Origin of the sequence: Streptomyces sp. AcH 505 (assembly GCF_000818175.1) — a bacterium.
In the GTDB taxonomy this organism is placed as follows: domain Bacteria; phylum Actinomycetota; class Actinomycetes; order Streptomycetales; family Streptomycetaceae; genus Streptomyces.
The window spans coordinates 5967801-5992712 of the sequence record NZ_JTIY01000001.1; the positions used below are offsets into that span (position 1 = coordinate 5967801).

The following is a 24912-nucleotide window of genomic DNA, read 5'->3' on the forward strand; positions in this document are numbered from 1 at the left end:
CCCCGCCCCCGCACCCGCGTCGGCCGCCGCGAAGCAGGGGCCGACCTCGGTGGCGTACGTCGAGGTGAACAACAACAGCATGGTCAACGTCGGCAAGTACAGCCTCGCGGACGGCGGCGGCAACGTCTTCGACGTCGCCGTGATCTTCGCGGCGAACATCAACTACGACACGGGCACGCAGGCGGCCTACCTCTCCTTCAACGAGAACGTGCAGCGCGTCCTCGACAACGCCGCGACGGAGATACGGCCGTTGCAGCAGAAGGGCATCAAGGTCGTCCTGTCGGTGCTCGGCAACCACCAGGGCGCCGGCTTCGCCAACTTCCCGTCCCAGCAGGCGGCGTCGGCCTTCGCGAATCAACTGTCGGACGCCGTCGCCCAGTACGGCCTCGACGGTATCGACTTCGACGACGAGTACGCCGACTACGGCAACAACGGCACCGGTCAGCCCAACGACAGCTCGTTCGTGAATCTCGTGACGGCGCTCCGCGCGAACATGCCGGACAAGATCATCAGCCTCTACAACATCGGCCCGGCCGCCTCGCGGCTCTCCTCCGGCGGCGTCGACGTGTCGTCCAAGTTCAGCTACGCCTGGAACCCGTACTACGGCAGCTGGCAGGTCCCCGGCATCGGACTGCCCAAGTCGCAGCTCTCGCCGGCGGCCGTCCAGATCGGCGGGACCTCGCAGAGCACGGTCGCCGACCTCGCCCGCCGTACCGTCAGCGAGGGGTACGGCGTCTTCCTGACGTACAACCTGGACGGCGCCGATCGCAGCGCCGATGTCTCCGCGTTCACCAGGGAGTTGTACGGCAGCGACGCCGTCTACACGCCGTAGGACGACGGCCCGCCCCCGGCGTCGGCGGCGCTGTCCCCCCGGCGCTCCGCACCCACTGCCATACGGGCCGTCGTGGACAGCGTGACGGCTTGGCGTGACACCTGGATGCGGGACACCTGGAGCAGCACGCTACGCCGGGTGGCGGACCGTCCCCGCACGAACGCCGTGGCCGGGTCGCTGCTCGTGCTGCTCGCCGTCCTGGCATCACTCACCGAGTTCGCCGCCGCCCACGGGTCGATTCCCCGGATGTTCGCCGAAGCCGCCACCGGGAGCGGCGCGCACGGCAGCGCCACCGGAGTCCAATTCGCCATGGTGGTCGGCCTGTTGTGCCTGCCCTACGGGCTGCCACTGGCCTTCCTGCGGCCCTTGACCGCGGGGATCACCGTCACGGCGGCGAGCGCCGGTTCCTTCCTGATCTTCGGCTCCCTGACGCTGGCCGGTCTCGCCGCCCAACTCGTCGCCCAGTACCGGCTCGGCCGCAGCGGCTCCGTCCTACCGGCCGCGCTGCTCACCGCCCCCTGCGGGCCGCCGTGGGGTCCGTCCTCCACCTCGTACTGATCGGCCTGCTCAGCCTCGGCACCGCCCTGGCCGTGCGGAGCTCGGCGACCGCCGTCGGCATCTTGCTCGGCCTGCTGTTCGTCTTCCCGATCCTCGCGCAGGTCGTCTGACGCAATCGGTCGGGTCCTGTCACATTCCTGCGTGTTTTTGTCATTGTCCGGCGCGGGTCTGACATTGCCGTGTGGTCCCCGGAAAAGCCTGACGAAGCCCTGAACCGGCTCGTATTGATCGCCGCACCGGAACCGATGAGCCTTGATGTCGTTGGCCGGCGCGATCACTTGCTGACATCCGGGGGCGACATGTTGCGCTCGTATGTCATGGACATTACACGAACAAGGAGTGAGTACGCATGCACAGCACCTTGATTGTCGCCAGGCTGGAGCCGGGCGCGAGCACGGATGTGGCCCGGCTGTTCGCCGACTTCGACGCGACGGAGATGCCGCACCGGATGGGGACGCGGCGCCGCCAGCTCTTCTCCTACCGGGGGCTGTACTTCCACCTCCAGGACTTCGACGAGGACAACGGCGGCGAGCTGATCGAGGCAGCCAAGTCCGACCCCCGGTTCATCGGCATCAGCAACGACCTGAAGCCGTTCATCGAGGCGTACGACCCCGCGACCTGGCGCTCACCCGCCGACGCGATGGCGACCCGCTTCTACTCCTGGGAGGCGTCGGCGTGAGCGCCAGACGCGTCGTCATCACCGGCCTGGAGGTCCTCGCCCCCGGCGGTGTCGGTGCCAAGAACTTCTGGGACCTGCTGAGCGAAGGACGCACGGCGACCCGCGGCATCACCTTCTTCGACCCCACGCCGTTCCGCTCACGCGTCGCAGCCGAGATCGACTTCGACCCCTACGCACACGGCCTGGCCCCGCAGGAGATCCGCCGGATGGACCGGGCAGCGCAGTTCGCCGTGGTCGCCGCGCGCGGCGCCGTCGCGGACAGCGGCATCGAGTTCGCCGACCTCGACCCGTACCGCACCGGGGTCACCGTCGGCAGCGCCGTCGGCGCCACGATGGGGCTCGACGAGGAGTACCGCGTCGTCAGCGACGGCGGCCGGCTCGACCTGGTCGACCACCGGTACGCGGCGCCGCACCTCTACAACCATCTCGTCCCCAGCTCCTTCGCCGCCGAGGTGGCCTGGGCGGTCGGCGCCGAAGGCCCCAGCACCGTGGTCTCCACCGGCTGCACGTCCGGGATCGACTCCGTCGGGTACGCCGCCGAGCTGATCCGCGAGGGCTCGGCCGACGTCATGGTCGCGGGCTCCTCGGACGCGCCGATCTCGCCGATCACCATGGCCTGCTTCGACGCGATCAAGGCCACCACACCACGCCACGACGACCCGGCCCACGCGTCACGCCCCTTCGACGGGACGCGCAACGGATTCGTCCTCGGCGAGGGCGCCGCGGTGTTCGTGCTGGAGGAACTGGACAGCGCCCGCAGACGCGGCGCGCACATCTACGCGGAGATCGCCGGCTACGCGACCCGCTCCAACGCCTACCACATGACCGGACTGCGCCCGGACGGCGCCGAGATGGCCGAGGCGATCCGGGTCGCCCTCGACGAGGCGCGGCTGCCCGGCGAGGCCGTCGACTACATCAACGCGCACGGCTCGGGCACCAAGCAGAACGACCGCCACGAGACCGCCGCGTTCAAGAGGAGCCTCGGCGACCACGCCTACCGGACGCCGGTCAGCTCGATCAAGTCCATGGTGGGCCACTCACTGGGCGCCATCGGATCCATCGAGATCGCCGCCTCGGTCCTGGCCATGGAGTACGACGTGGTGCCCCCGACGGCCAACCTCCACACGCCCGACCCCGAGTGCGACCTCGACTACGTGCCGCTGCACGCACGCGACCAGTTGATCGACGTGGTGCTCACCGTAGGCAGTGGGTTCGGCGGATTCCAGAGCGCGATGGTGCTGGCAGGCCCGGAAAGGAAGCTGGCGTGAGCAAGGGAACATCGGTCGTGGTCACCGGACTTGGCGTCGCGTCGCCGAACGGCCTCGGCGCGCGGGACCATTGGGAAGCCACCCGCGGGGGCAAGAGCGGCATCGGCCGCCTCACCCGCTTCGACCCGTCGGGCTACCCGGCCAAACTGGCGGGCGAGATACCGGGGTTCGCCGCCGAGGAGCATCTGCCGAGCCGGCTCATCCCGCAGACCGACCGGATGACCAGGATCGCGCTCGCCGCCGCCGACTGGGCGCTCGCCGACGCGGGCGTCAGCCCGGACGAGCTGGCGGGGTTCGACATGGGCGTGGTCACGGCCAGCGCCTCGGGCGGTTTCGAGTTCGGCCAGAACGAACTGCGCAAACTGTGGGGCCAGGGCAGCCAGTACGTCTCCGCCTACCAGTCGTTCGCCTGGTTCTACGCCGTCAACAGCGGCCAGATATCCATCCGCAACGGCATGAAGGGACCCAGCGGGGTCGTCGTCAGCGACCAGGCAGGCGGGCTCGACGCCGTCGCCCAGGCCCGCCGGCAGATCCGCAAGGGCACCCGGCTGGTCGTCTCGGGCGGCGTGGACGCCTCCCTGTGCCCCTGGGGCTGGGTCGCACAGCTGGCCAGCGGCCGCCTCAGCACCAGCGAGGAACCCGCCCGCGCCTACCTGCCCTTCGACCGCGACGCCGCCGGATTCGTACCGGGCGAGGGCGGCGCGATCCTGATCCTGGAGGACGCCGAAGCGGCCGGGGAACGCGGCGCGCACAGCTACGGGGAGATCGCCGGATACGGCGCCACCTTCGACCCGAAGCCCGGCAGCGGCCGGCCGCCCGCCCTGCGCAAGGCCGTCGAACTGGCCCTCGCCGACGCCTCGGCCGACCCGGCGGACATCGACGTGGTCTTCGCCGACGCGGCCGCCGACCTGGACCTGGACCGCGTCGAGGCCGACGCGCTCGTCGAGGTCTTCGGACCGCACGGCGTTCCGGTCAGCGCGCCCAAGACGATGACCGGACGGCTCTACTCGGGCGCCGCACCCCTCGACCTGGCGACCGCGCTGCTCGCCCTGCGCGACGGCGTCGTTCCGGCGGCGGTGAACGTCCGCCTCTCACCCGACTACGACCTCGACCTCGTGGTGGACCGCCCGCGCCACACCGAACTGCGCACCGCACTGGTGCTGGCCCGTGGCCACGGCGGCTTCAACTCCGCCGTCGTCCTGCGCGCCCCCGCGACGCCCCACCCCGGCCGCTGAGCGCGCCGGGACCGATCACCCACCGGAAGGACCTTTCCTTTGTCTGCCGAGCTTTTCACCCCCGCCGACCTCAAGCAGATCCTCCTGGAGGCCGCCGGCGCCGAGGAGGGCGTCGACTTCGAAGGCGACTTCCTGGACACGGAGTTCGAGGCACTCGGCTACGAGTCGCTGGCCCTGCTGGAGACCGGCGGGCGCATCGAGCGCACGTACGGCATCGCCCTCGACGACGACGTACTGACCAACGCCCTGACACCGCGCGCCCTCATCGGCGTCGTCAACGACCTGCTGACCGCCCCCCGTATCGCCTGAGAGGACCACCATGTCCGACACCACCACGACCGGCACCGGCCGCGTCGCCCTGGTCACCGGCGCCACCAGCGGCATCGGGCTGGCCGTCGCCCGGCTGCTCGGCACCCAGGGGCACCGCGTGTTCATCGGCGCCCGCGACGCGGAGAACGTCGAGGCCACCGTCAAGGAACTCACCGCCGAAGGGCTCGACGTGGCGGGCGCGGTCGTCGACGTCCGGGACGCGGCGGCGGTACGGGAGTTCGTGCGGGCCGCCGTCGACCGGTTCGGCGCGATCGACGTCCTCGTCAACAACGCGGGCCGCTCGGGCGGCGGCGTCACCGCCGACATCCCGGACGAGCTGTGGGAGGACGTCATCGAGACCAACCTCACCAGTGTGTTCCGGCTGACCCGCGAAGTCCTCACCGCCGGCGGGCTGCGCCACAAGGACCGGGGCCGCATCATCAACATCGCCTCCACGGCGGGCAAGCAGGGCGTGGTGCTGGGCGCCCCGTACTCCGCTTCCAAGCACGGCGTGGTCGGCTTCACCAAGGCCCTCGGCAACGAACTCGCCCCCACCGGCATCACCGTCAACGCCGTCTGCCCCGGATACGTGGAGACGCCGATGGCGCAGCGCGTGCGGCAGGGGTACGCCGCCGCCTGGGACACCACGGAGGACGCGATCCTGGAGAAGTTCCAGGCGAAGATCCCGCTCGGCCGGTACTCCACCCCCGACGAGGTCGCGGGACTGGTCGGCTACCTCGCCTCCGACACCGCGGCCTCCATCACGGCCCAGGCCCTCAACGTCTGCGGCGGACTCGGCAACTTCTGAGCCGTGTACCGCCGTTGCCATCCCCCCGTCACCGGACTCCTTGAGGAGCAGCGACCATGACGACCCGTGAGGTCGAGCACGAGATCACCGTCGGCGCGCCGGCATCGGCCGTCTACCGTCTCCTGGCGGAAGTGGTGAACTGGCCCCGGATCTTCCCGCCCACCATCCATGTCGACCAGGTCGAGCACAACGGCGCCGAGGAGCGCATCCGCATCTGGGCCACCGCAGGCGAAGAGGCGAAGAACTGGACCTCGCGCCGCACGCTGGACCCGGACGCCCTGCGCATCACCTTCCGGCAGGAGATCAGTGCCCCGCCGGTCGCCGCGATGGGCGGCGTCTGGATCATCGAACAGCTCGGCGAACAGAAGTCACGGGTACGGCTGTTGCACGACTACCGCGCCGTGGACGACGACCCGCAGGGGCTCGTCTGGATCGACGAGGCGGTCGACCGCAACAGCCGCTCGGAGCTCGCCGCGCTGCGCACCAACGTCGAAGCCGCCCACGCGGCCGAGGACCTGACGTTCTCCTTCACCGACAGCGTCACCGTGGACGGCGCGGCCAAGGACCTCTTCGACTTCGTCAACGAGGCCGACCTGTGGGCCGAGCGGCTGCCGCACGTCGCGTCCGTACGCCTCACCGAGGACACCCCGGGCCTTCAGACACTGGAGATGGACACCCGGGCCAAGGACGGCTCCACGCACACCACCAAGTCGTACCGCGTGACCTTCCCGCACCACCGCATCGCCTACAAGCAGGTCACCCTGCCCGCGCTGCTGACGCTGCACACCGGGATCTGGACCTTCGAGGAGACCGGGGACGGCACCGTCGCCTCCTCCCAGCACACCGTCACCCTCAACACCGACAACATCTCCGCCGTCCTCGGCCCCGAGGCCACCGCGGACGACGCGCGGAGCTACGTGCACACCGCCCTGTCCACCAACAGCCTCGCCACCCTCGGCCACGCCAAGGCGTACGCCGAAGGCCGCACGGGCGAGCGGGGCTGACATGCCGGGTGACCGCCTGGACACCCAGGTCATCGTCGTGGGCGCGGGCCCCGTCGGGCTGCTGCTCGCCGGGGAGCTGCGCCTCGGCGGCGCGGACGTCGTCGTACTGGAACGGCGCACGGCGCCCACCACCGAGTCGCGGGCCTCGACCCTGCACGCCCGCACCATGGAAATCCTCGACAGCCGGGGACTGACGGCCGCCTTACCCGCCCCGCCGAACGACCTGCGCGGACACTTCGCCGGCATTCCGCTGGACCTGACACTGCCCGGCAGCCGTCCGGGCCAGTGGAAGGTCCCGCAGTTCGACACCGAACGGCTGCTGGGGGAGTGGGCCACGGGGCTCGGCGCCGACATCCGGCGCGGCCACGAGGTCCGCGCGGTCACCGACACGGGCGCGTACGTCGAAGCCGAAGCCGTCGGCGACAGCGGCCCCGTCCTGGTACGCGGCAGCCATCTCGTCGCCTGTGACGGCGAAGACAGCGCCGTACGCGGCCTGTTGGGAGCCGACTTCCCCGGCCACGACGCGCGCCGCGAACTGCTGCGCGCCGACGTCGCGGGCATCGAGGTGCCCGACCGGCGGTTCCAGCGGCTCCCCGACGGGCTGGCCATCGCGGCGCGGCGGGCGGACGGGGTGACCCGGGTCATGGTGCACGAGCACGGCGCGCCGGCAGTGAGCCGTACCGGCCCGCCCACGTTCGGCGAGATCACACAGGCGTGGAAGCGGGTCACCGGCGAGGACATCAGCGGCGGCATCCCGCTGTGGGTGAACGCGTTCGGCGACGCTGCGCGCCAGCTCGCGCGATACCGGCACGGGCGCGTGCTGTTCGCGGGGGACGCGGCCCACCGGCAGATGCCCATCGGCGGGCAGGCGCTCAACCTCGGCCTCCAGGACGCCTTCAACCTCGGCTGGAAACTGGCCGCCGAGGCCACGGGGCGCGCCCATCCCGACCTGCTCGACAGCTACCACACCGAGCGGCACACCGTCGGCCTGCGGGTGCTCGCGGCCATCGAGGCCCAGGCGCTGCTGCTGCTCGGCGGGCCCGAGGTGGAGCCGGTACGCGCCCTGATCACCGAGCTGATCGGCGGCGAAGAGGTGCGCACCCACCTCGCCGCCACGATCAGCGGACTCGACATCCGGTACGACGTCGGCGGCCCCGCCCACCCGCTCGTCGGCGCCCGGCTGCCGCACACACCGCTGGCCGCTTCGGCGGCGGGCTGGTCCAGCAGTACGCAGGCGCTGCGCGCGGGCCGGGGGCTGCTGCTCGGCCCGGCGGGCGCCCCGGACCTCGGGGCCGTCCTCGGCGGCCGTGCCGTCCCCTTCGCCACGCCCGCCGCCCCGGACTCCGGAACGGCCTCCGGAACGGCCTCCGGGACGGTCTCCGCGCCGGACCGCGCCGGCTGGACGCTCGTACGGCCCGACGGCCACGTCGTATGGGCAGGCCCGTCCGGCACACCGCGAGGGGAGGGGCTGCCGGCGGCACTCGACCGGTGGTTCGGCCCCGCCTGACCGTCTCGCGCCCGCCGGGCCCGCCCGTCCCGCGCAGCCCGGCCGCGCGTACCCCGTACCCCCCCGCAGACCGCACCCGGAAGGAACCCCCGCCATGCCCTTGATCTCGCCCGACGACGGATATCTGACCGTGTTCAACCTCTTCGAGACGGACACGGTGCCCCTCCAGGACGACGTGCTCGACGCGATGCGCGACATCATCGACCACGCCGACTACCCCGGCTGGATCTCCTCGACCCTGCACGCGGGCGTCGACGAGCCGGGCACGGTCAACTACATCCAGTGGCGCAGCGCCGCCGATCTCCAGGCGCGCTACGAAGGACAGAAGTTCCAGCGCAAGACCGTGCCGCTGTTCCACAAACTCGCCCGGACCGTGCGGCTGTTGAAGACCGAGCTCGCCTTCACCCAGCACCACCCCGAACTCGGCGGGGACATCGAGATCTCGCCGGAGCGCGACGACTACACCGTACTGATCGTGTTCGACACGAAACCCGAGGACCAGCGGGAACTGCTGGACACACTCGCCAAGCCGGACGAGTGGATCACCACGGTGCCCGGCTACCGGTCGCACACCTACTTCCGTGGTGTGGACGGCAGCTTCGTCGTCAACTACGCCCAGTGGGACAGCAAGGAGCTGTACGACGCCTTCCACACCCTGCCCGAGGAGGACAGGCCCGCCGACATCCGCGACGGCAGGCAGCGGGCCCGCTCGCTCGTCACCAACCGCCAGGCCAACACCTACCGGGTGACCCACTCCCGGTCGGCGAAGGGCTGACCGGCATGGCACCCGAGGCAGCGACCGCGCAGGACGCCGACGACACGGACGTCATCGTCGTCGGCGCCGGACCGACCGGGCTGACACTCGCCGGTGAACTGCGCCTGGGCGGGGCGCGCGTGACCGTCGTGGAGCGGCTGGCCGCACCCACGGGACAGTCCCGTGGCCTGGGCTTCACGGCCCGCGCCATGGAGGCGTTCGACCAGCGGGGCCTGCTGCCCCGCTTCGGGCAGGGCGACACCCTCGACATCAGCCCCGTGGGCCACTTCGGCGGCGTGCGGTTCGACTACACCGTGCTGCCCGGCGCCCACTTCGGCGCCCGTGGCATACCGCAGTCGCTGACCGAGTCCGTCCTGGAGACCTGGGCGGCCGGCCTCGGAGCCGAGATCCACCGCGGCTGGGAGTTCACCCAACTGCACGAGGGAGCAGGCCCGGACGACACGGCGGTGGACATCACCGTACGAACCCCCGAAGGCCCCCGACGGCTGCGCGCCGGCTATCTCGTGGGCGCCGACGGCGGGCACAGCCCCGTACGCACGGCGGCCGGGATCGCCTTCCCCGGCACACCGGCGTCCCGTGTGATGTACCTCGCCGACGTGGTGGGCCGCTCGCTGCGCCCCCGGCCGCTCGGCGAACGCCTGGAGCACGGCATGGTGATGGCGGCGCCGCTCGGCGACGGGGTGGACCGCATCATCGTCTGCCCGGACGGCGCCCCGCCGCGCGAGGACGCGGCGCCGGTGACCTTCGCCGAGGTGGCGGCGGCGTGGCTGCGGCTCACCGGCGAGGACATCGCCGACGCCGCTACCCAGTGGGTGAGTTCGTTCACGGACGCGACCCGTCAGGCGGCCGCGTACCGGCGCGGGCGCGTCCTGCTGGCGGGGGACGCCGCCCACGTCCATCTGCCGGCCGGCGGCCAGGGGATGAGCACCGGCATCCTGGACGCCGGCAACCTCGGCTGGAAACTCGCCGCCGTCAGCCGGGGCACCGCGCCCGAAGCCCTGCTGGACACCTACCACGACGAGCGCCACCCGGTCGGCGCCCGGCTGCTGGTGAACACCCGCGCCCAGGGAACGGTCTTCCTCGGCGGCCGGGAGTCCGACCCGCTGCGTGCCCTGTTCGCCGAACTCATCGCGTACGACACCGTCAAACGGCATCTCGCCGGTGTCGTCAGCGGGTTGGACATCCGCTACGACCTCGGCGCCGACCACCCGCTGGCCGGCAGGCGCGTCGCGCACCGCGTCCTCGTCGGGCCGGGCGGCGAGACCAGCACCACCCAGTTGCTGCGTCCCGCGCGCGGTGTCCTGCTCGACCTCGCCGACGACGCTGCGGTACGGGCCGCGGCGGCGCCCTGGGCCGACCGGGTGACCGTCACCACGGCGGCCCCCAAGCCACTCGACGACCAGGACGACGAACTTCGCGGGCTGAGCGCCCTGTTGATACGCCCCGACGGCCACGCCGGCTGGGTGTCGACGGCCCCGGGCGGCGCGGGTCTGACCGCCGCCCTGCACCACTGGTTCGGGCCGCCCGCCCCGGCGGTCCCGAAGACGAAGGACGTGTGATGGCACATCCCACGAGCCGCACCACACGCGGCCACCGGGTGCTGGTCACCGGGTCCATCGCCACCGACCATCTGATGACCTACCCCGGCCGGTTCGCCGAGCAGCTGCTCACCGGTCAACTGGAGAGCGTCTCGCTGTCGTTCCTCGCCGACACCCTGGAGATCCGGCGCGGCGGAGTGGGCGCCAACATCGCCCTCGGCCTCGCCCGGCTCGGACTCGCTCCCGTGCTGGCCGGGTCCGCCGGCGCCGACTTCGCCGACTACGGCGCCTGGCTGGCCGGACAGGGCGTGGACGTCACACCCGTACGGGTCAGCGACACTCTGCACACGGCCCGCTTCGTGTGCACGACCGACGCCGACCACAACCAGATCGCCACGTTCTACGCCGGGGCGATGGCCGAGGCGCGGCACATCTCACTGACCAGGACCGTGGCCGGCACCGGCCGGCCGGAGCTGGTGCTGATCGCACCGGACGATCCTGAGGCGATGCTCCGGCACACCACCGAGGCGCGCGCCGCAGGCCTTCCCTTCGCCGCCGACCCCTCGCAGCAACTCGCCCGGCTCGACCGGGGCGCCACCCGCCGGCTGGTCGACGGGGCGCGTCACCTCTTCACCAACGCGTACGAGGCGGGCCTGCTGCGCGAACGCACCGGCTGGACCGACGAGCAGGTGCTCGCGCACGTCGACACCTGGGTCGTCACCCGGGGCGCCGACGGGGTCGACCTGCTGCGGGCCGGGGAAGCGCCCCTGCGGGTCCCGGCCGTGCCCACCGACGTGCCGGCCGAACCCACCGGCGTGGGCGACGCCTTCCGCGCGGGGTTCCTCGCCGGGCTCTCCTGGTCGCTGCCGGCCGCCGCCGCCGCGCGGCTGGGCTGCGCCGTCGCCACCGTCGTACTGGAGACGGTCGGCACGCAGGACTACCAACTGAACGCCGACGAGCTGCTGCTGCGCGTCAAACGCGCTCACGGCGAGCCCGCTGCGGCGGAGTTGGCAGGACCGCTCGGCGCCGGGATCGAGCGGGCGACGACAGGGGGCGCCGGATGAACCCCACCCGGCGGGCCGTCACTCCCGCGCTGTCGTCGGGCGTACGCCGCATCACCCTCAACGGCGCCGAAGCGCCCCTCTCGGCGCTGCTCGCCGAACCCGCCACCACACCGCGCGCCGTGATCGTCGCCCTGCACGGCGGCGGCCTCACCTCGGGCTACTTCGACGGGCAGGCCCACCCCTCCCTCTCGCTGCTGACACTCGGGGCGAGCCGCGGGTACACCGTCCTCGCACTGGACCGCCCCGGCTACGGGCGCTCCGCCGCGCATCTGCCCGACGGACTGTCCCTCACCGACCAGGCCGCCATGGTGCGTGCCGCGCTGGTGGCGTTCGCCGCGCGTCATCCGACCGGCGGCGGACTCCTGCTGCTGGCCCACTCCTTCGGCGGCAAGCTCGCCCTGCACCTCGCCGCCGGCGGACTCTGCGACCTGCGGGGTCTCGACATCTCGGGCTGCGGACATCGCAGCGCCCTGCTGCCGGAACAACTCCCCTTCGGCGGCGGCCGGCTGAGAACGACCCGGCTCTGGGGTCCGCTCCGGCTCTACCCGGCGGGCACCTTCCGCCACGGCCGGGTACCCGCGGCGCCGATCCCGGTACGGGAGAGCGCCGAAGTCGCCCGCTGGCCCGAGCAGTTCGGGACGCTGGCGTCCCGGGTGCGGGTCCCGGTCCGCTTCACCTTCGCCGAACACGAACGGTCCTGGCTGCACGGCGACGACGACCTCGCCGATCTCGCGGCGGCGCTGACCGGCGCACCCCGGGTCCGTACGGAACGACAACCCGGCTCCGGACACAACATCAGCCTCGGACTGGCGGCCCGCACCTACCACCTGCGGGCGCTGGACTTCCTGGGCGGCTGCCTGCCCGGCCTGTCAGGCCTCGGCGGATCCGACCCCGGCCGGTCCGACCCCGAATGAGCCGACCCGACTGAGCCCACCCGAAGGACGGACCGCCATGGCGACCGCTCAGCCCAGCCCCGATGTCCCAGGACCGCTCGCCGATCTGGCGGCGCGCAGGAAGGAGGCGTACGAAGGACCCGGCGCCGCCGCGACGGAACGGCAGCATGCCAAGGGGAAGCTGACCGTACGCGAACGCGTCGAACTCCTCCTGGACAAGGGCAGCTTCACCGAGGTGGAGGCTTTCCGCAGACACCGGGCGACGGGCTTCGGTCTGGAGGCGAAGAAGCCGTACACGGACGGTGTGATCACCGGCTGGGGCAGGGTCGAGGGCCGGACGGTCTTCGTGTACGCGCACGACTTCCGGATCTTCGGCGGCGCGCTCGGCGAGGCGCACGCGGCGAAGATCCACAAGATCATGGACATGGCCATCTCGGCGGGTGCCCCGCTGGTGTCGCTGAACGACGGCGCGGGCGCCCGTATCCAGGAAGGAGTCTCCGCGCTGGCCGGGTACGGCGGCATCTTCCGGCGCAACACCCGAGCCTCCGGGGTGATCCCGCAGATCAGCGTGATGCTCGGCCCGTGCGCGGGCGGCGCGGCCTACAGCCCGGCGTTGACGGACTTCGTGTTCATGGTCCGCGACACCTCGCAGATGTTCATCACGGGACCCGATGTCGTCCAGGCCGTCACGGGCGAGGAGATCACCCAGAACGGCCTCGGCGGCGCCGACGTGCACGCGCAGGCCTCCGGCGTCGCGCACTTCGCGTACGACGACGAGGAGACCTGCATCGCCGAGGTGCGCCATCTGCTCACCCTGCTGCCCGCCAACAACCGGGAGATGCCGCCGTACGAACCGGCCGACGACCCCGCCGACCGGACCTCGCCCGCGCTGACCGAACTGGTGCCGGCCGACGGCAGCCGCGCCTACGACGTACGCCCCGTGATCGAGGAACTCGTCGACGACGGGGACTACATGGAGGTGCACGCCGGCTGGGCACCCAACCTGGTCTGCGCACTCGCCCGGCTCGACGGACATGTCGTCGGTGTCGTCGCCAACCAGCCCGCCGCGCTCGCCGGGGTCCTCGACATCAGGGCCAGCGAGAAGGGCGCCAGATTCGTCCAGTTCTGCGACGCGTTCAACATCCCGCTGATCACCCTGGTCGACGTACCGGGCTTTCTGCCCGGCGTCGACCAGGAGCACGACGGCATCATCCGGCACGGCGCGAAACTGCTGTACGCGTACTGCAACGCGACCGTGCCCCGGATCTCGGTGGTGCTCCGCAAGGCCTACGGCGGCGCCTACATCGTCATGGACTCCCGGTCCATCGGCGCCGACATCGCGCTGGCCTGGCCCGGCAACGAGATCGCCGTGATGGGCGCCGAAGGCGCGGCCAACGTCGTCTTCCGCCGGGAGATCGCCGCGGCCGACGACCCGGAGCACACCAGGCGCCAGAAGATCGACGAATACCGCGCCGAACTCGTCCACCCCTTCTACGCGGCCGAGCGCGGACTCGTGGACGACGTCATCGACCCCCGCGAGACCCGCCCCGTCCTGGCCCGCACCGTGGCGATGCTGCTGGCCAAGGACTCCGACCTGCCACGCCGCAAGCACGGCAACCCGCCCCAGTGACCACTCCCTCGAGGTGACCGTCATGGACCAGCACATCCTGCGCGTACAGCGCGGCAACCCCCGTCCGGAAGAACTCGCGGCGCTCACCGCCGCCCTCCTCACCCGGCTCACCGCCGCGGCACCGGACAGCGGCCCGGTACGCCGGCGCTCGCTGGCCGGCTGGCGCAGACCGGAGCGCGCCGCCATGTTCGACGGCCCGCGCAGCTGGCGGGCCGCCGCCGCCCCCAGGAGCTGACCACCGCAGGCACACCACACCCACCGAAAGGCAGTACCGGCATGAGTGCCGTCACCAGCACCGAAAGCACCGAAAGCACCGAAGAGACCGTCGCCGCGCTGCGGGCCCAGCTGCGCGACCTCACCGACCGGGCCGAACTCACCGCCCTCGCCGACCGTTACGTCACCCACCTCGACCGGGACCGGCACCGCGACGACTGGTTCGGTTCGGTCTTCACCGACGACGTCCATCTCACCTTCCCCATGGGGGAGTACAAGGGAACGGCCGGACTCGCCGAGTTCCAGAAGCTGGCCCGCACCACCTTCGAACGCACCCATCACACCGCCTCCAACTACACCGTCGATGTCGAAGGCGACCGCGCCAGGATCCGGGCCCATCTGACCGCCGTACACGTACGCCGGGCAGCCGAACCCGGCACCCACTTCACCATCGGCGGGCACTACGAGGCCGACGCCGTCCGCACCCCCGAGGGCTGGCGGATCAACCGGTTCGTCTTCGAGCTGGTATGGCACGAAGGACAGGGTCCGCAGGGCGCTCCGGGCCACTGACCTCGGAACCTGCAGAGATCTGACGTAGCGCACAAAGACCTGACACCGGCGCGCCTTGAACCGCCCAGTCACCCGGAACACACTTCATCTGGGCCTGTCGGTGCGTCCCGGTCCGAACCCACCGGCCACCCCCGGTACCAAGGAGGAAGCCCCGTCATGCCCCCAGGCACCAACGAACTGCCCCTGCCCGCCCAGGTTCTGCAGATCATCACCGCCGGCTGGCTCGCCCAGGCGGTCAGCGCGACCGCCGAACTCGGCGTCGCCGACGTCCTGGCCGAAGGACCCCGACCGGTCTCCGAGATCGCGGCGGCGACCGACACCCACGCCCCCAGCCTCTACCGACTGCTGCGGGCCGGCGCCGACATCGGTCTCTTCACCGAACACGACGGCCACGTATTCGAGTTGACCGAGCTCGGCGGCACCCTGCGCGCCGACTCCCCGACCAGTCTGCGCAACTTCGCGATCTGGACCGGGCTGCCCGCCGAACGGCACGCCTGGGCGGGCCTCACCGACGCCGTACGGACCGGGAACACCGCGTTCGCCGAGGTGCTCGGCAAGCCCGTCTGGGACTATCTGCACGACCACCCCGATGTGCTCGGCGTCTTCGACCGCGCCATGACCGAGGCGTCCCAGCAGATCATCGCCCCCGTCGTCGCCGCCTACGACTTCGGCCGGTTCGGCACCGTGGTGGACGCGGGCGGCGGACGCGGCGCACTGCTGGCCGCCGTACTGGCCTCGGCGCCCGGCACCCGCGGTGTCCTCTACGACCGGCCGGAGGTCATCGCGAGCGCGGGACAGCCGCTGCGCGACGCCGGTGTGGACGACCGTGCCGAGCTGGTCCCCGGCGACTTCTTCGTGTCCGTACCGACAGGAGCCGACGCGGTGATCCTGTCCAACATCATCCACGACTGGGACGACGAGCAGTCGCGGCGCATCCTCGGCAACGCGCGGGACGCGCTCACCGACGGCGGGCATGTCCTGCTGGTGGAGGCGGTGCTGCCGGACCGGCCGCGCCCCTCGCCCACGGTCTCCCTGATGGACCTGGACATGCTGGTGGTGGCCGGCGGACAGCAACGCACCGCCGCCGAGTTCGAGTCCCTGCTGGCCGACTCCGGCCTCAAACTGTCGCGCATCGTGCCCGGCGGCCACTGCAGTGTCGTCGAGGCCGTACGCGCCTGACATCCCGCCCGGCGCCGGACCCGCCGGTGCCCCGTCATGTCCGGCGCCGGGCGCGCTCTCCCCGCAATCAGTACAAGGAAAGAGTAGGCACCAGCCATGCCAGAACGGCTCGCACGCAAGCTGTGGTTCGGAATCGGCCCGGGGGTCGCCCTCGCCGAAGCGCCGGAGGTCGTCCGCAGGGTCGAGTACGCCGACCGTGCGGGACTCGACTTCTTCGCCCTGTCCGACCACCCCTACTACGGCGACCGGCTGGAGGCCTACGGCGCCCTCGGGCTGCTCCTCGGCAGGACCAGGAACATCACTGGTGTCACCACCGTCACCAATCTGCCGACCCGCCCGGTGCCCCTGCTGGCCCGCACCCTGTCGACACTGTCGGCGCTCAGCGGCGGCCGGGTCGTCCTCGGCCTCGGCGCCGGCGGGTACTGGGACGACATCGCGCGCTTCGGCGCCACCCGGCTCGACCCGGCCGCCGCCGTACGCGCCCTGGAGGAGGCCATCGGTCTGGTCAAGGCGCTGTCCGGCGGCGTACGACCCGTCACCCTGGACGGCGAGTTCACACAGGTGCTCGCACTGGACCCGGCGCCGGTTCCGGCGCCGCTCGTCTGGACGGGCTCGGTGGGGCCCAAGTCCCTCGCCGTCACCGGACGTTCGGCCGACGGCTGGATACCGGGCAACGCCGCCGACTGGCACAGCGAGCGCTACCGGCAGTCGCGCCCGGTGATCGACGAGGCCGCCCGTTCCGCGGGACGCGACCCCGCCGACGTCACCACCGTCTTCAATCTGCCCGCACGCATCACCGACGCCCCCGTCAACGTCCCGCGCGATGCGTCAGGCCGCTGGCTGGGCGGATCCGTCGACCAGTGGATCACCGAGCTGACCGAGGCCGTACTGGACCACGGCGCATCGGGATTCGTGTACTTCGCCTCGGGCGACCCCTCGGGCCAGGTCGGCCTCGGTCGCTGGGCCGAGGAGATCGTGCCCGCCGTCCGCGAGGCCGTCGCCAAGGGCTGACACCCCCTTCACCTGCCGCCCTTCACCTGCCGCCCCTTCACTTGCCACCCCCCTTCACTCGCCACCCCCCGCACGTCCGCACCACAGCACCTTTCGGAGAGGTCCTCAGATGTCCACAAGAACCACCGGCTCGCGTCCACGGCTCCGTCTCGCGATCGCACTGCTCGCGGTCGTTCTGCCCGTCGCGGCCTGTTCGGGCGAGGGGACCGGCTCCGGCGGCAAGAGTGACGGCGCACCGCGTGACGGTGGCACCCTGCTGGTGGGCAGCGAGGCGGACCCGAGCTGCCTCGACCCGCAGCAGACCGGGCAGCTCGGCGCCGTGGACATCTCCAGGGCCGTGGTCGACGGGCTCACCTCGCAGGATCCGAAGACCGGCAAGATCGTGCCCTGGCTGGCCAAGTCCTTCACCATCAGCGCCGACGGCAGCGCGTTCACCTTCGTACTGCGCGAAGGCGCCACCTTCAGTGACGGCAAGCCCGTCGACGGGGCTGCGGTGAAGGCCACGTTCGACAACCTGGTCAAGCTGCCGGCCAACGGCGCCCCCAGCTATCTGATCGGCTACAAGGGCACCACCGTGACCGACGCGCACCGCGTCACCGTGAAGTTCGCTACGGCCAATGCCCAGTTCCTCCAGGCCACTTCCACCGTCGGCCTGGGCATTCTGTCGCCGTCGACCTTCACCGCTTCGGCCGCCGACCGCTGCCGCGGCAAGTTCGTCGGCTCGGGCCCCTACGTCCTGGACCACTACACCACCAACCAGGAAGTGGTCCTGAAGAAGCGCAAGGACTACGCCTGGCCCTCGTCCATCGCCACGAACAAGGGCGCGGCGCACTTCGACGAGGTGAAGTTCTCCTTCATCCCCGAGGGCGGGGCCCGCACCGGCGCGCTCAGCTCGGGACAGGTCGGGGTCGCCAAGGCTCTCCTGCCCACGGACGAGGCCCAGTTCAAGGGCAACGGCTTCAGCATCCTGTCGGCGCCGAGCCCCGGGCTCGTACCGCCGCTCTCCCTCAACCACAAGGGGATCCTCGCCGACTTCAAGGTCCGTGAGGCGCTGCTCAAGGGCATCGACAGGAAGGGGCTCGTGGACTCCGTCTTCAGCAGCTCCTACAAGCCGGCCACCAGCGCGCTGTCCTCGGGCACTCCGTACTACAAGGACTTCTCCGACAAGCTGCGCTACGACGCGGCGGGCGCCAAGTCCCTCCTGGACAGCGCGGGTTGGCGGGTGGGCAAGGACGGCATCCGGGTCAAGGACGGCAAGCCGCTGGCGCTCACCTGGCTGATACCCGCGCCCCTGCCGCCCGTCGACGAGGCCGTCCAGCAGCAGCTCCGCAAGATCGGCGTCGATGTGAAGCTCAAGCCCGTCGCACCGGCCGTCTACGTCGAACAGCAGCAGAAGGGCCAGTTCGACCTCACGGCCGTCGGGGTCACCCGCGCCGACCCGGACGTCCTGCGCAACATCTTCTACACCAAGGGCGACAACCTCTGGCATCTGCCGCCCAGCAAGCTCGACACCTATCTGGAGCAGGAGGTCGCGGCGACGAGCGAAGCCGCCCGGCAGACCGCGGTCAACAACGCCGTCGGCTGGATCCTCGACCACGCCGACACCGTCCCGCTGTACCAGGGCGCCAACGTCCACGGCGTGTCCGACAAGGTCAAGGGGCTGAAACTCGACGCCTCCAACCGCTTCGACCTGCACGACGCCTGGCTCGGCTGAGGGAGGGTCCGACAGTGAACACGGCCCTGTACGCGGTCACCCGGACGCTGCGCGCGTTGTTCGTCGTCTGGGCCGCGTTCACGCTCACCTTCGTCGCGCTGCGTCTGCTGCCCGGCGACCCGGTGGCGCTGATGCTGAGCGGACGCGGCGGTTTCGCCGGCCTGACGCCCCAGCAGATCGCCCAGACGCGCGCGGACCTCGGCTTCGACCGCCCGCTGATCGTCCAGTACGGCTCGGCGCTCGCCGACGCGCTGCACGGCGACTTCGGCTCGTCCCTCCAGAGCGGGCAGCCGGTCTCCCACATGATCACCGAAGCGATCCCGCCGACGCTCCAGGTCGGCAGCCTCGCCCTGGTACTCGCGCTGGTGCTCGGCACCCTCACCGGGGTGACCGCCAACCTGACCGCGAGCCCCGCCCTGCGTCAACTGCTGCGTTCCATACCGTCGTTCGCGGTGTCGCTGCCGTCGTTCTGGGTGGGACTCATCCTGATCCAACTGCTGTCCTTCCAATGGCATCTCTTCCCCTCACTCGGCAACACCGGCGTGCAGAGCATGATCCTGCCCGCCTTCACCCTGGCCGTCCCGGGGGCCGCGCTGGTGGCACAGGTACTCGGCAAGAGCCTCCACACCACTCTCCAGGAGCCGTACGCCGACACCGTACGGGCCACCGGGGCGGGCAGGGCCCGGCTGCTCTTCGGGCACGGGCTGCGCAACGCGGCCATCCCCGCCGTGACCGTGGTCGGTCTGCTCGTCGGCTACCTGATCGGCGGCGCCGTCGTGGTGGAGACGGTGTTCTCGCGTCCCGGCATGGGCCGCATCACCCAGTCGGCCGTGTCGTCGCAGGATCTGCCCGTCGTGCAGGGCGTCGTGGTCGTGGCGGCCCTCGCCTTCGCGGTGGTCAATCTGCTGATCGACCTGGTCTATCCGGTCCTCGATCCGAGGATCCGCTCAACGGGACGGCTGGTGACCACATGACGAACCTGACGAAGACCCCCGTCACCGCCGGACCCGCGCCGGTCCCGGCCGAGCGGCACGGCGCCGAGGAGCCCGCCCGGGTCCGGCGGATCCTGACCGCGCCGCTGCGTTCCCCCGGCGTCACCCTCTCCGTCCTGGTGCTGCTGCTCGTACTCGGCTGGGCCCTCGTCCCCGAGTGGTTTACCAGCCGCAGTCCCCTCACCGGCGTCCCCGCCGAGCGGTTCCGGTCACCGAGCGCCGAACACTTCTTCGGCACCGACCAGTTGGGCCGCGACATCTACGCACGGGTGGTGCACGGCGCCGCCCTGTCGCTGCGCGCCACCGTCGCGGCCATCCTGATCGCCCTGGTGGGCGGCGTCGTGCTCGGCCTTGTCGCCGGCTTCTTCGGGCACTGGACGGACACCGTCATCATGCGGATCGTCGAGGTCATGCTGTCGGTGCCACCGGTGCTGCTGTCGCTCACCATCATCACCGCGCTCGGCTTCGGCACCGCACAGGTCGCCGTCGCGATCGGTGTCACCAGCGTCGCCGCCTTCGCCCGCGTCATGCGGGCCGAGGTGCTGCGGGTGCGGACAGCGCCGTACGTCGAAGCGGCGATCCTCTGCGGCACCCGGTGGTGGCGCATCCTGCCCCGCTACATCCTGCCGGCCGCGATCGGACCCGTACTGGCCCTGGCGGCGCTCGATTTCGGCCTGGTCGTCCTCGCCATCTCCAGCCTCAGTTTCCTCGGGTACGGGGAGCCGCCGCCGGCCCCCGAGTGGGGGTCCCTGGTCGCCGACGGACGCAACTACCTGGCCACCTCCTGGTGGCTCACCACCCTGCCCAGTCTCACCGTGACCGTGGTCGTCCTCGCGGCCAACCGGCTCTCGCGGGTGCTGGAAACCGAAGGGAGAAACCGGTGAACGTGACGAATCCGGCTCCCCGCACAGCGGCCCCGGCCACTACCGCCGACACCCCACTGCTGGCCGTCGAGGGACTGCGGATCGGCTACCGCACCGAGGGCGGCACCCATATCGCCGTCGACGGACTCGACCTGACGGCGGCGGCAGGACACATCACCGCCGTGGTGGGCGAGTCGGGCTCGGGCAAGAGCAGTACGGCCCACGCGCTGATCGGTCTGCTGCCCGCCGGCGGTCGGGTCCTCGGCGGCTCCGTACGCCTCCAGGGCGAGGAACTGACCGGGCTCGGCGAGCGGGCCTGGCGCGAGGTACGAGGGCGTCGCGTCGGACTGGTCCCGCAGGACCCCGGTGTCTCCCTCGACCCCGTCAAACCGGTCGGCAGCCAGGTCGCCGAGGTGCTTCTGGTGCACGGTCTGGCGACCCGCAGGGACGCCCATGCGCGCGCCGTCGACCTGCTCGCGGAGGCCGGGCTGCCCGATCCGGCGCAGCGGGCCCGCCAGTACCCGCACGAGCTGTCCGGGGGGATGCGCCAGCGGGTCCTCATCGCCGTCGCCACCGCGGCGAGTCCGCGCCTGCTGGTGGCCGACGAGCCCACCTCGGCACTCGACGTCACGGTGCAGCGGCAGATCCTCGACCACCTCCAGTCGGTCGTGACCACCACCGGAACCGCGATGCTCCTGGTCACCCACGACCTGGCGGTGGTCGCCGACCGCGCCCAGCACGTGGTGGTGATGTCACAGGCCCGGGTGGTCGAGGCCGGCCCCGCGGAGCAGGTGCTCACCGATCCCCAACACCCCTACACCCGAAGGCTGCTGGCCGACGCGCCCACCATCGCGGGCCGCACTTCGCACCGCTCCCGCACCACCGCGGGCACCGAGCCGGCAAGCACGGCGGTACCGCTCCTGCGGGTGACCGGGCTGACCCGGGCCTTCCCCGTACGGGGCGCCGCACTGGCCCGCCGCCGCTCCCGTACCGCGGTCGACGGTGTCGACTTCGAACTGGACAGAGGCGAAACCCTGGGCCTCGTCGGCGAGTCGGGCTCCGGCAAGTCGACCACCGCGCGCATGATCCTCGGCCTGGAGCGGGCCGACAGCGGCACGGTCCTGCTGGACGGCGCCGACGTCACCACCGTCCGGGGAGCGGCCCGCCGCGCACTGCACCGCCGTATCCAGTTCGTCTACCAGAACCCCTACGCCTCGCTGAACCCGCGCTTCACCGTCGGGGAACTGCTCACCGAGCCGCTGCGCAACCACAAGATCGGCACGAAGGACGAGTGGGCCGGCACCGTACGGCGGCTGCTGGACGACGTGGCCCTGCCGGAAGGCACCGAGCGCCGCAAGGCCGCCGAACTCTCCGGCGGCCAGCGCCAGCGGGTCGCCATCGCCCGCGCGCTCGCCCTCGGACCCGAACTCCTCGTCTGCGACGAGCCGGTCTCCGCACTCGACGTCACCGTCCAGGCCCGCATCCTGGAACTGCTCGTCGGCCTCCAGGAGCGACACGGTCTGAGCTATCTCTTCATCTCCCACGACCTGGCCGTCGTCGCCCAGGTCAGCGACCGGATCGCCGTCATGCGCGACGGCCGGATCGTGGAGAGCGGCCCCGCGGACGAGCTGCTGCGCTCGCCGAGCCACCCCTACACCAAAGAACTGCTGGCCGCCGTGCCCGGCGACCGAAGCAACCACAGCGCAACGGAGGACACCCCATGGAGCTAGGGCTCATCACTTTCGGCAGCCTTCTCCCCGACCCGCTCACCGGTGAGACCCTCACCCAGCAGCAGCGACTGCGGGACGTGGTGCGCGCCGCCGCCGAGGCGGAGCAGGCGGGATTCGCCTGGTACACCGTCGGTGAACACCACTTCGGCGAGCGGGACGTGATCTCCTCACCCGCGCTGGTGCTGGCCGCGATAGCGGAACACACCTCCACGATCAGGCTCGCCACCGGGACCACGCTCGTCGCCAACCGCGATCCGATCCTGGTCGCAGAGGACTACGCGCTGGTCGACCTGCTGTCCGGCGGCCGGCTTGAACTGATGGCGGGGGGTTCCTTCTTCCCTGAGCCGTACGCGGTCTTCGACCAGGCCCCGGAGTCGAAGGCGGCCCGCAAGCGCGAGAACACCGAGCTGCTGCTGCGGCTGTGGACCGAGGAACGCGTCAGCTGGCAGGGCGAGTTCCGGCCCGCGCTGACCGATGTCACCGTCCAGCCGAGGCCGTTGCAGCCCCGGCCGCCGTTCTGGATCAGCGGCGGCGTCGGCCTGGACTCCGTCCACCTCGCCGTCGACCACGGGCTGCCGCTCGTCGTGGGCACGACGGCACGCGAACCGGGCACGTTCGCACCGGTCTTCGAGTCCTACCGCACCCTGTGGAGCGAGAGCGGCCGTACCGACCCGCCCGGCCGGCTCGGCGCGGCCAGCCATGTCTTCGTCGCCGAGTCGTCCCAGCGGGCCCGCTCGGTCTGGGCCTCGTACATGAACAACTATCTGACCGTGAAGAAGCCCGGCAACACCCACTTCTCGACCCCGCCGGACTTCGACACCTACATCGGCGACAACGGGCCCGCCATCTGCGGAAGTCCCGCCGAGGTCGTCGACAAGCTGGGCCGGCTGCACGAGCTGTGGGGCCACGATCTGCATCTGCTCGCCATCGACGTCGGCGGCATCCCGTACGCCGAGGTGCAGGCGGCCAGCGAACTGACCGCGTCCGAAGTGCTGCCCCAGGTCAAGGGACTCGGCTCAGGAACGGTGGCGGCCGGTGCCTGACGACGCGATCAACCAGTCGACCCTCCCTCCGGTGGTCGACGCCGGCTGGGTGCGCGAGCACGGCGAAGGCCTCGTACTGGCCGATGTGCGCTGGTTCCTGGACGGCCGCAGCGGCTACGAGGCCTATCTCGCCGGGCATCTGCCCGGCGCGGTCTGGGTCGACGTCGACACCGTCCTGTCGGCGCCGCCCGACGAGACCGAGGGACGCCATCCGCTGCCCGACCCGGCCGGCTTCGCGCATGCGCTCGGCGCGCTCGGCATCGGCGACGGTACGACGGTGGTGGCGTACGACGCCGACGGCGGCCCGTACGCCGCCCGGCTGGTGTGGCTGCTGCGCAGGACCGGAAGGGCCGCCGCCCTGCTGGACGGCGGACTTGCGGCCTGGCCGGGCGCGACCGAGACCGGTGGGGTGACGCTCCCCGAGGCGCGGCTGACCCCGGTGGAGTGGCCCAAAGAGGTGCTGCGGACCGCGGACGAGGTCGCAGCGGGCGACGCCGTCGTCCTCGACGCCCGCGCGGCCGACCGGTATTCGGGCGAGACCGTCCTGCCGTCGGACATCCGCTCCGGCCATGTGCCCGGGGCCCGCAGCGCGCCCTGGAGCGCGAACATCACGCCGGAGGGGACGTTCGCCACACCGGAGCAACTACGCGAGCGCTACGAGGCGTTGGGCGTGCGGGAGGGGGCGGAGGTCATCGTCTACTGCGGCAGCGGGGTCACCGCCTGCCATGACCTGCTGGCCCTGGAACGCGCCGGGATCACCGGCGCGGCCCTCTACCCGGGCTCCTGGTCCGCCTGGTCGGCGGACCTGTCCCGTCCGGTGGCGACGGGACAGGAACCCGGGTAGCGGGGACGGCGGTTCACCAGCCGGTGCCGAACCGCGCCATGGGCTCGATCAGTTCACTCTCCTCGTACGCGAGATGCGACAGGAGGGTGTCCGTGAGGAGGTCCATGGCGGCCCGCAGTCCGGCACGGTCCTGCTCCTCGCCGGCGAAGGCGACCAGTTCGCGGTCGATCCGCTCGATCACACCCTGTATGGCGTGATGTTCCTCGGTGAGCCGGTCGAGCACCGCGGCGAGCCGGGGATCGGAGCGGCGCAGATACGGGAAGAGATCCTGGTCCTCGCGGGTGTGGTGCAGCGTCGTCACCCTGCAGTACGAGGCGCAGTAGGCGCCGAGCGTCCAGATGTTCTGCCGCAGGCTCAGCTTCTGGATCTCGGAGCGCGCCTCGCCCACGTCGCGCGTGTCGGCCAGCACCTCCCGTACGACGGAACCGAGTTGGTCGAGATCGGCGCGCAACTGGTCGTGTGCGGCGACCAGATTGCGGGCCGGCTCCTGTTCGCGGCGCGGATAGCGCCGGCCGGGGTCGGCGGCCGGGCCTGTGGGCCGGGTCGACTCGTCCCACAGCCGCTCCGTCGACCGGCGCACGCCGGGGTCCGGTGTGGCTCGCACCGACAGCCGGTCCCCGGAACCACCCGCCCGGCCCCGGTCAGAGGTGAGG

General features: G+C 71.6%; 26 protein-coding genes. 25 read left to right on the forward strand and 1 reads right to left on the reverse strand.

The window, feature by feature from the left end; genetic code table 11:
* The 25 genes from HY68_RS26620 to HY68_RS26735 all read left to right on the forward strand — a co-directional run.
* Positions 1-832: endo-beta-N-acetylglucosaminidase H (locus tag HY68_RS26620; RefSeq protein WP_041993312.1), on the forward strand; the 832-nt coding region annotated here is incomplete at its 5' end.
* A gap of 81 nt (positions 833-913) precedes the next feature.
* Complete coding sequence (locus HY68_RS44105; RefSeq protein WP_198533345.1) at positions 914-1390, forward strand: hypothetical protein; 477 nt, start codon at positions 914-916, stop codon at positions 1388-1390.
* Positions 1363-1500: a hypothetical protein gene (locus HY68_RS42250; RefSeq protein WP_198533346.1), complete on the forward strand. Its 138-nt coding sequence runs from the start codon at positions 1363-1365 to the stop codon at positions 1498-1500. The genes HY68_RS44105 and HY68_RS42250 overlap by 28 nt, the downstream gene beginning before the upstream one ends.
* Positions 1501-1739: 239 nt before the next feature.
* Positions 1740-2069 (forward strand): TcmI family type II polyketide cyclase, encoded by a 330-nt coding sequence (locus HY68_RS26630; protein ID WP_041993317.1) that lies wholly within the window; start codon positions 1740-1742, stop codon positions 2067-2069.
* Complete coding sequence (locus HY68_RS26635; RefSeq protein WP_041993320.1) at positions 2066-3337, forward strand: beta-ketoacyl-[acyl-carrier-protein] synthase family protein; 1272 nt, start codon at positions 2066-2068, stop codon at positions 3335-3337. The genes HY68_RS26630 and HY68_RS26635 overlap by 4 nt, the downstream gene beginning before the upstream one ends.
* Entirely contained in the window at positions 3334-4572 is a 1239-nt protein-coding gene (locus HY68_RS26640) for a ketosynthase chain-length factor (protein ID WP_041993322.1), read from the forward strand. The genes HY68_RS26635 and HY68_RS26640 overlap by 4 nt, the downstream gene beginning before the upstream one ends.
* 39 nt (positions 4573-4611) lie before the next feature.
* Positions 4612-4881 carry an acyl carrier protein gene (locus tag HY68_RS26645; protein WP_041993325.1) on the forward strand — a complete coding sequence of 90 codons (270 nt, stop codon included), beginning with the start codon at positions 4612-4614 and terminating at the stop codon, positions 4879-4881.
* 10 nt (positions 4882-4891) lie between these two features.
* Positions 4892-5689, forward strand: coding sequence for a 3-oxoacyl-ACP reductase FabG (gene fabG, locus HY68_RS26650; RefSeq protein WP_041993328.1), 798 nt, complete (start codon positions 4892-4894; stop codon positions 5687-5689).
* A 56-nt stretch (positions 5690-5745) separates the two neighbouring features.
* Positions 5746-6693 carry an aromatase/cyclase gene (locus HY68_RS26655; protein ID WP_041993330.1) on the forward strand — a complete coding sequence of 316 codons (948 nt, stop codon included), beginning with the start codon at positions 5746-5748 and terminating at the stop codon, positions 6691-6693.
* A 1-nt stretch (position 6694) separates the two neighbouring features.
* Positions 6695-8200 (forward strand): FAD-dependent monooxygenase, encoded by a 1506-nt coding sequence (locus HY68_RS26660; RefSeq protein ID WP_041993335.1) that lies wholly within the window; start codon positions 6695-6697, stop codon positions 8198-8200.
* A 94-nt stretch (positions 8201-8294) separates the two neighbouring features.
* Entirely contained in the window at positions 8295-8975 is a 681-nt protein-coding gene (locus HY68_RS26665) for an antibiotic biosynthesis monooxygenase family protein (RefSeq protein WP_041993338.1), read from the forward strand.
* A 5-nt stretch (positions 8976-8980) separates the two neighbouring features.
* Positions 8981-10534, forward strand: a complete 1554-nt coding sequence (locus HY68_RS26670) for an FAD-dependent monooxygenase (RefSeq protein WP_041993340.1) — start codon at positions 8981-8983, stop codon at positions 10532-10534.
* A complete protein-coding gene (locus HY68_RS26675; protein ID WP_041993343.1) occupies positions 10534-11577 on the forward strand; it encodes a carbohydrate kinase family protein in 1044 nt (347 codons plus the stop codon). Before HY68_RS26670 ends, HY68_RS26675 begins: the two co-directional genes overlap by 1 nt.
* A complete protein-coding gene (locus HY68_RS26680; protein ID WP_041993345.1) occupies positions 11574-12491 on the forward strand; it encodes an alpha/beta fold hydrolase in 918 nt (305 codons plus the stop codon). The genes HY68_RS26675 and HY68_RS26680 overlap by 4 nt, the downstream gene beginning before the upstream one ends.
* 37 nt (positions 12492-12528) lie before the next feature.
* Entirely contained in the window at positions 12529-14100 is a 1572-nt protein-coding gene (locus HY68_RS26685; RefSeq protein ID WP_041993348.1) for an acyl-CoA carboxylase subunit beta, read from the forward strand.
* Positions 14101-14122: 22 nt separating this feature from the next.
* On the forward strand, positions 14123-14335 hold the full coding sequence (locus HY68_RS26690) for an acyl-CoA carboxylase epsilon subunit (RefSeq protein ID WP_041993351.1): 213 nt from the start codon (positions 14123-14125) through the stop codon (positions 14333-14335).
* Between the two features lie 41 nt (positions 14336-14376).
* A complete protein-coding gene (locus tag HY68_RS26695) occupies positions 14377-14883 on the forward strand; it encodes a nuclear transport factor 2 family protein (RefSeq protein WP_041993355.1) in 507 nt (168 codons plus the stop codon).
* A 156-nt stretch (positions 14884-15039) separates the two neighbouring features.
* Positions 15040-16062 carry a methyltransferase gene (locus HY68_RS26700; protein ID WP_041993358.1) on the forward strand — a complete coding sequence of 341 codons (1023 nt, stop codon included), beginning with the start codon at positions 15040-15042 and terminating at the stop codon, positions 16060-16062.
* 96 nt (positions 16063-16158) lie between these two features.
* Positions 16159-17073, forward strand: coding sequence for an LLM class flavin-dependent oxidoreductase (locus tag HY68_RS26705; RefSeq protein WP_041993360.1), 915 nt, complete (start codon positions 16159-16161; stop codon positions 17071-17073).
* A 109-nt stretch (positions 17074-17182) separates the two neighbouring features.
* A complete protein-coding gene (locus HY68_RS26710; protein ID WP_041993362.1) occupies positions 17183-18787 on the forward strand; it encodes an ABC transporter substrate-binding protein in 1605 nt (534 codons plus the stop codon).
* A 14-nt stretch (positions 18788-18801) separates the two neighbouring features.
* Positions 18802-19761, forward strand: coding sequence for an ABC transporter permease (locus HY68_RS26715; protein ID WP_041993365.1), 960 nt, complete (start codon positions 18802-18804; stop codon positions 19759-19761).
* Positions 19758-20663, forward strand: a complete 906-nt coding sequence (locus HY68_RS26720; protein ID WP_041993368.1) for an ABC transporter permease — start codon at positions 19758-19760, stop codon at positions 20661-20663. Before HY68_RS26715 ends, HY68_RS26720 begins: the two co-directional genes overlap by 4 nt.
* A gap of 2 nt (positions 20664-20665) precedes the next feature.
* A complete protein-coding gene (locus HY68_RS26725; RefSeq protein WP_041997253.1) occupies positions 20666-22372 on the forward strand; it encodes an ABC transporter ATP-binding protein in 1707 nt (568 codons plus the stop codon).
* Complete coding sequence (locus HY68_RS26730; RefSeq protein ID WP_041993371.1) at positions 22363-23415, forward strand: LLM class flavin-dependent oxidoreductase; 1053 nt, start codon at positions 22363-22365, stop codon at positions 23413-23415. Before HY68_RS26725 ends, HY68_RS26730 begins: the two co-directional genes overlap by 10 nt.
* Positions 23408-24259: a sulfurtransferase gene (locus tag HY68_RS26735; RefSeq protein ID WP_041993375.1), complete on the forward strand. Its 852-nt coding sequence runs from the start codon at positions 23408-23410 to the stop codon at positions 24257-24259. Before HY68_RS26730 ends, HY68_RS26735 begins: the two co-directional genes overlap by 8 nt.
* Positions 24260-24272: 13 nt before the next feature.
* Here the strand turns inward: HY68_RS26735 and HY68_RS26740 are convergent.
* The coding region (locus HY68_RS26740) for a hemerythrin domain-containing protein (protein ID WP_198533347.1) at positions 24273-24912 on the reverse strand (640 nt) is incomplete at its 5' end.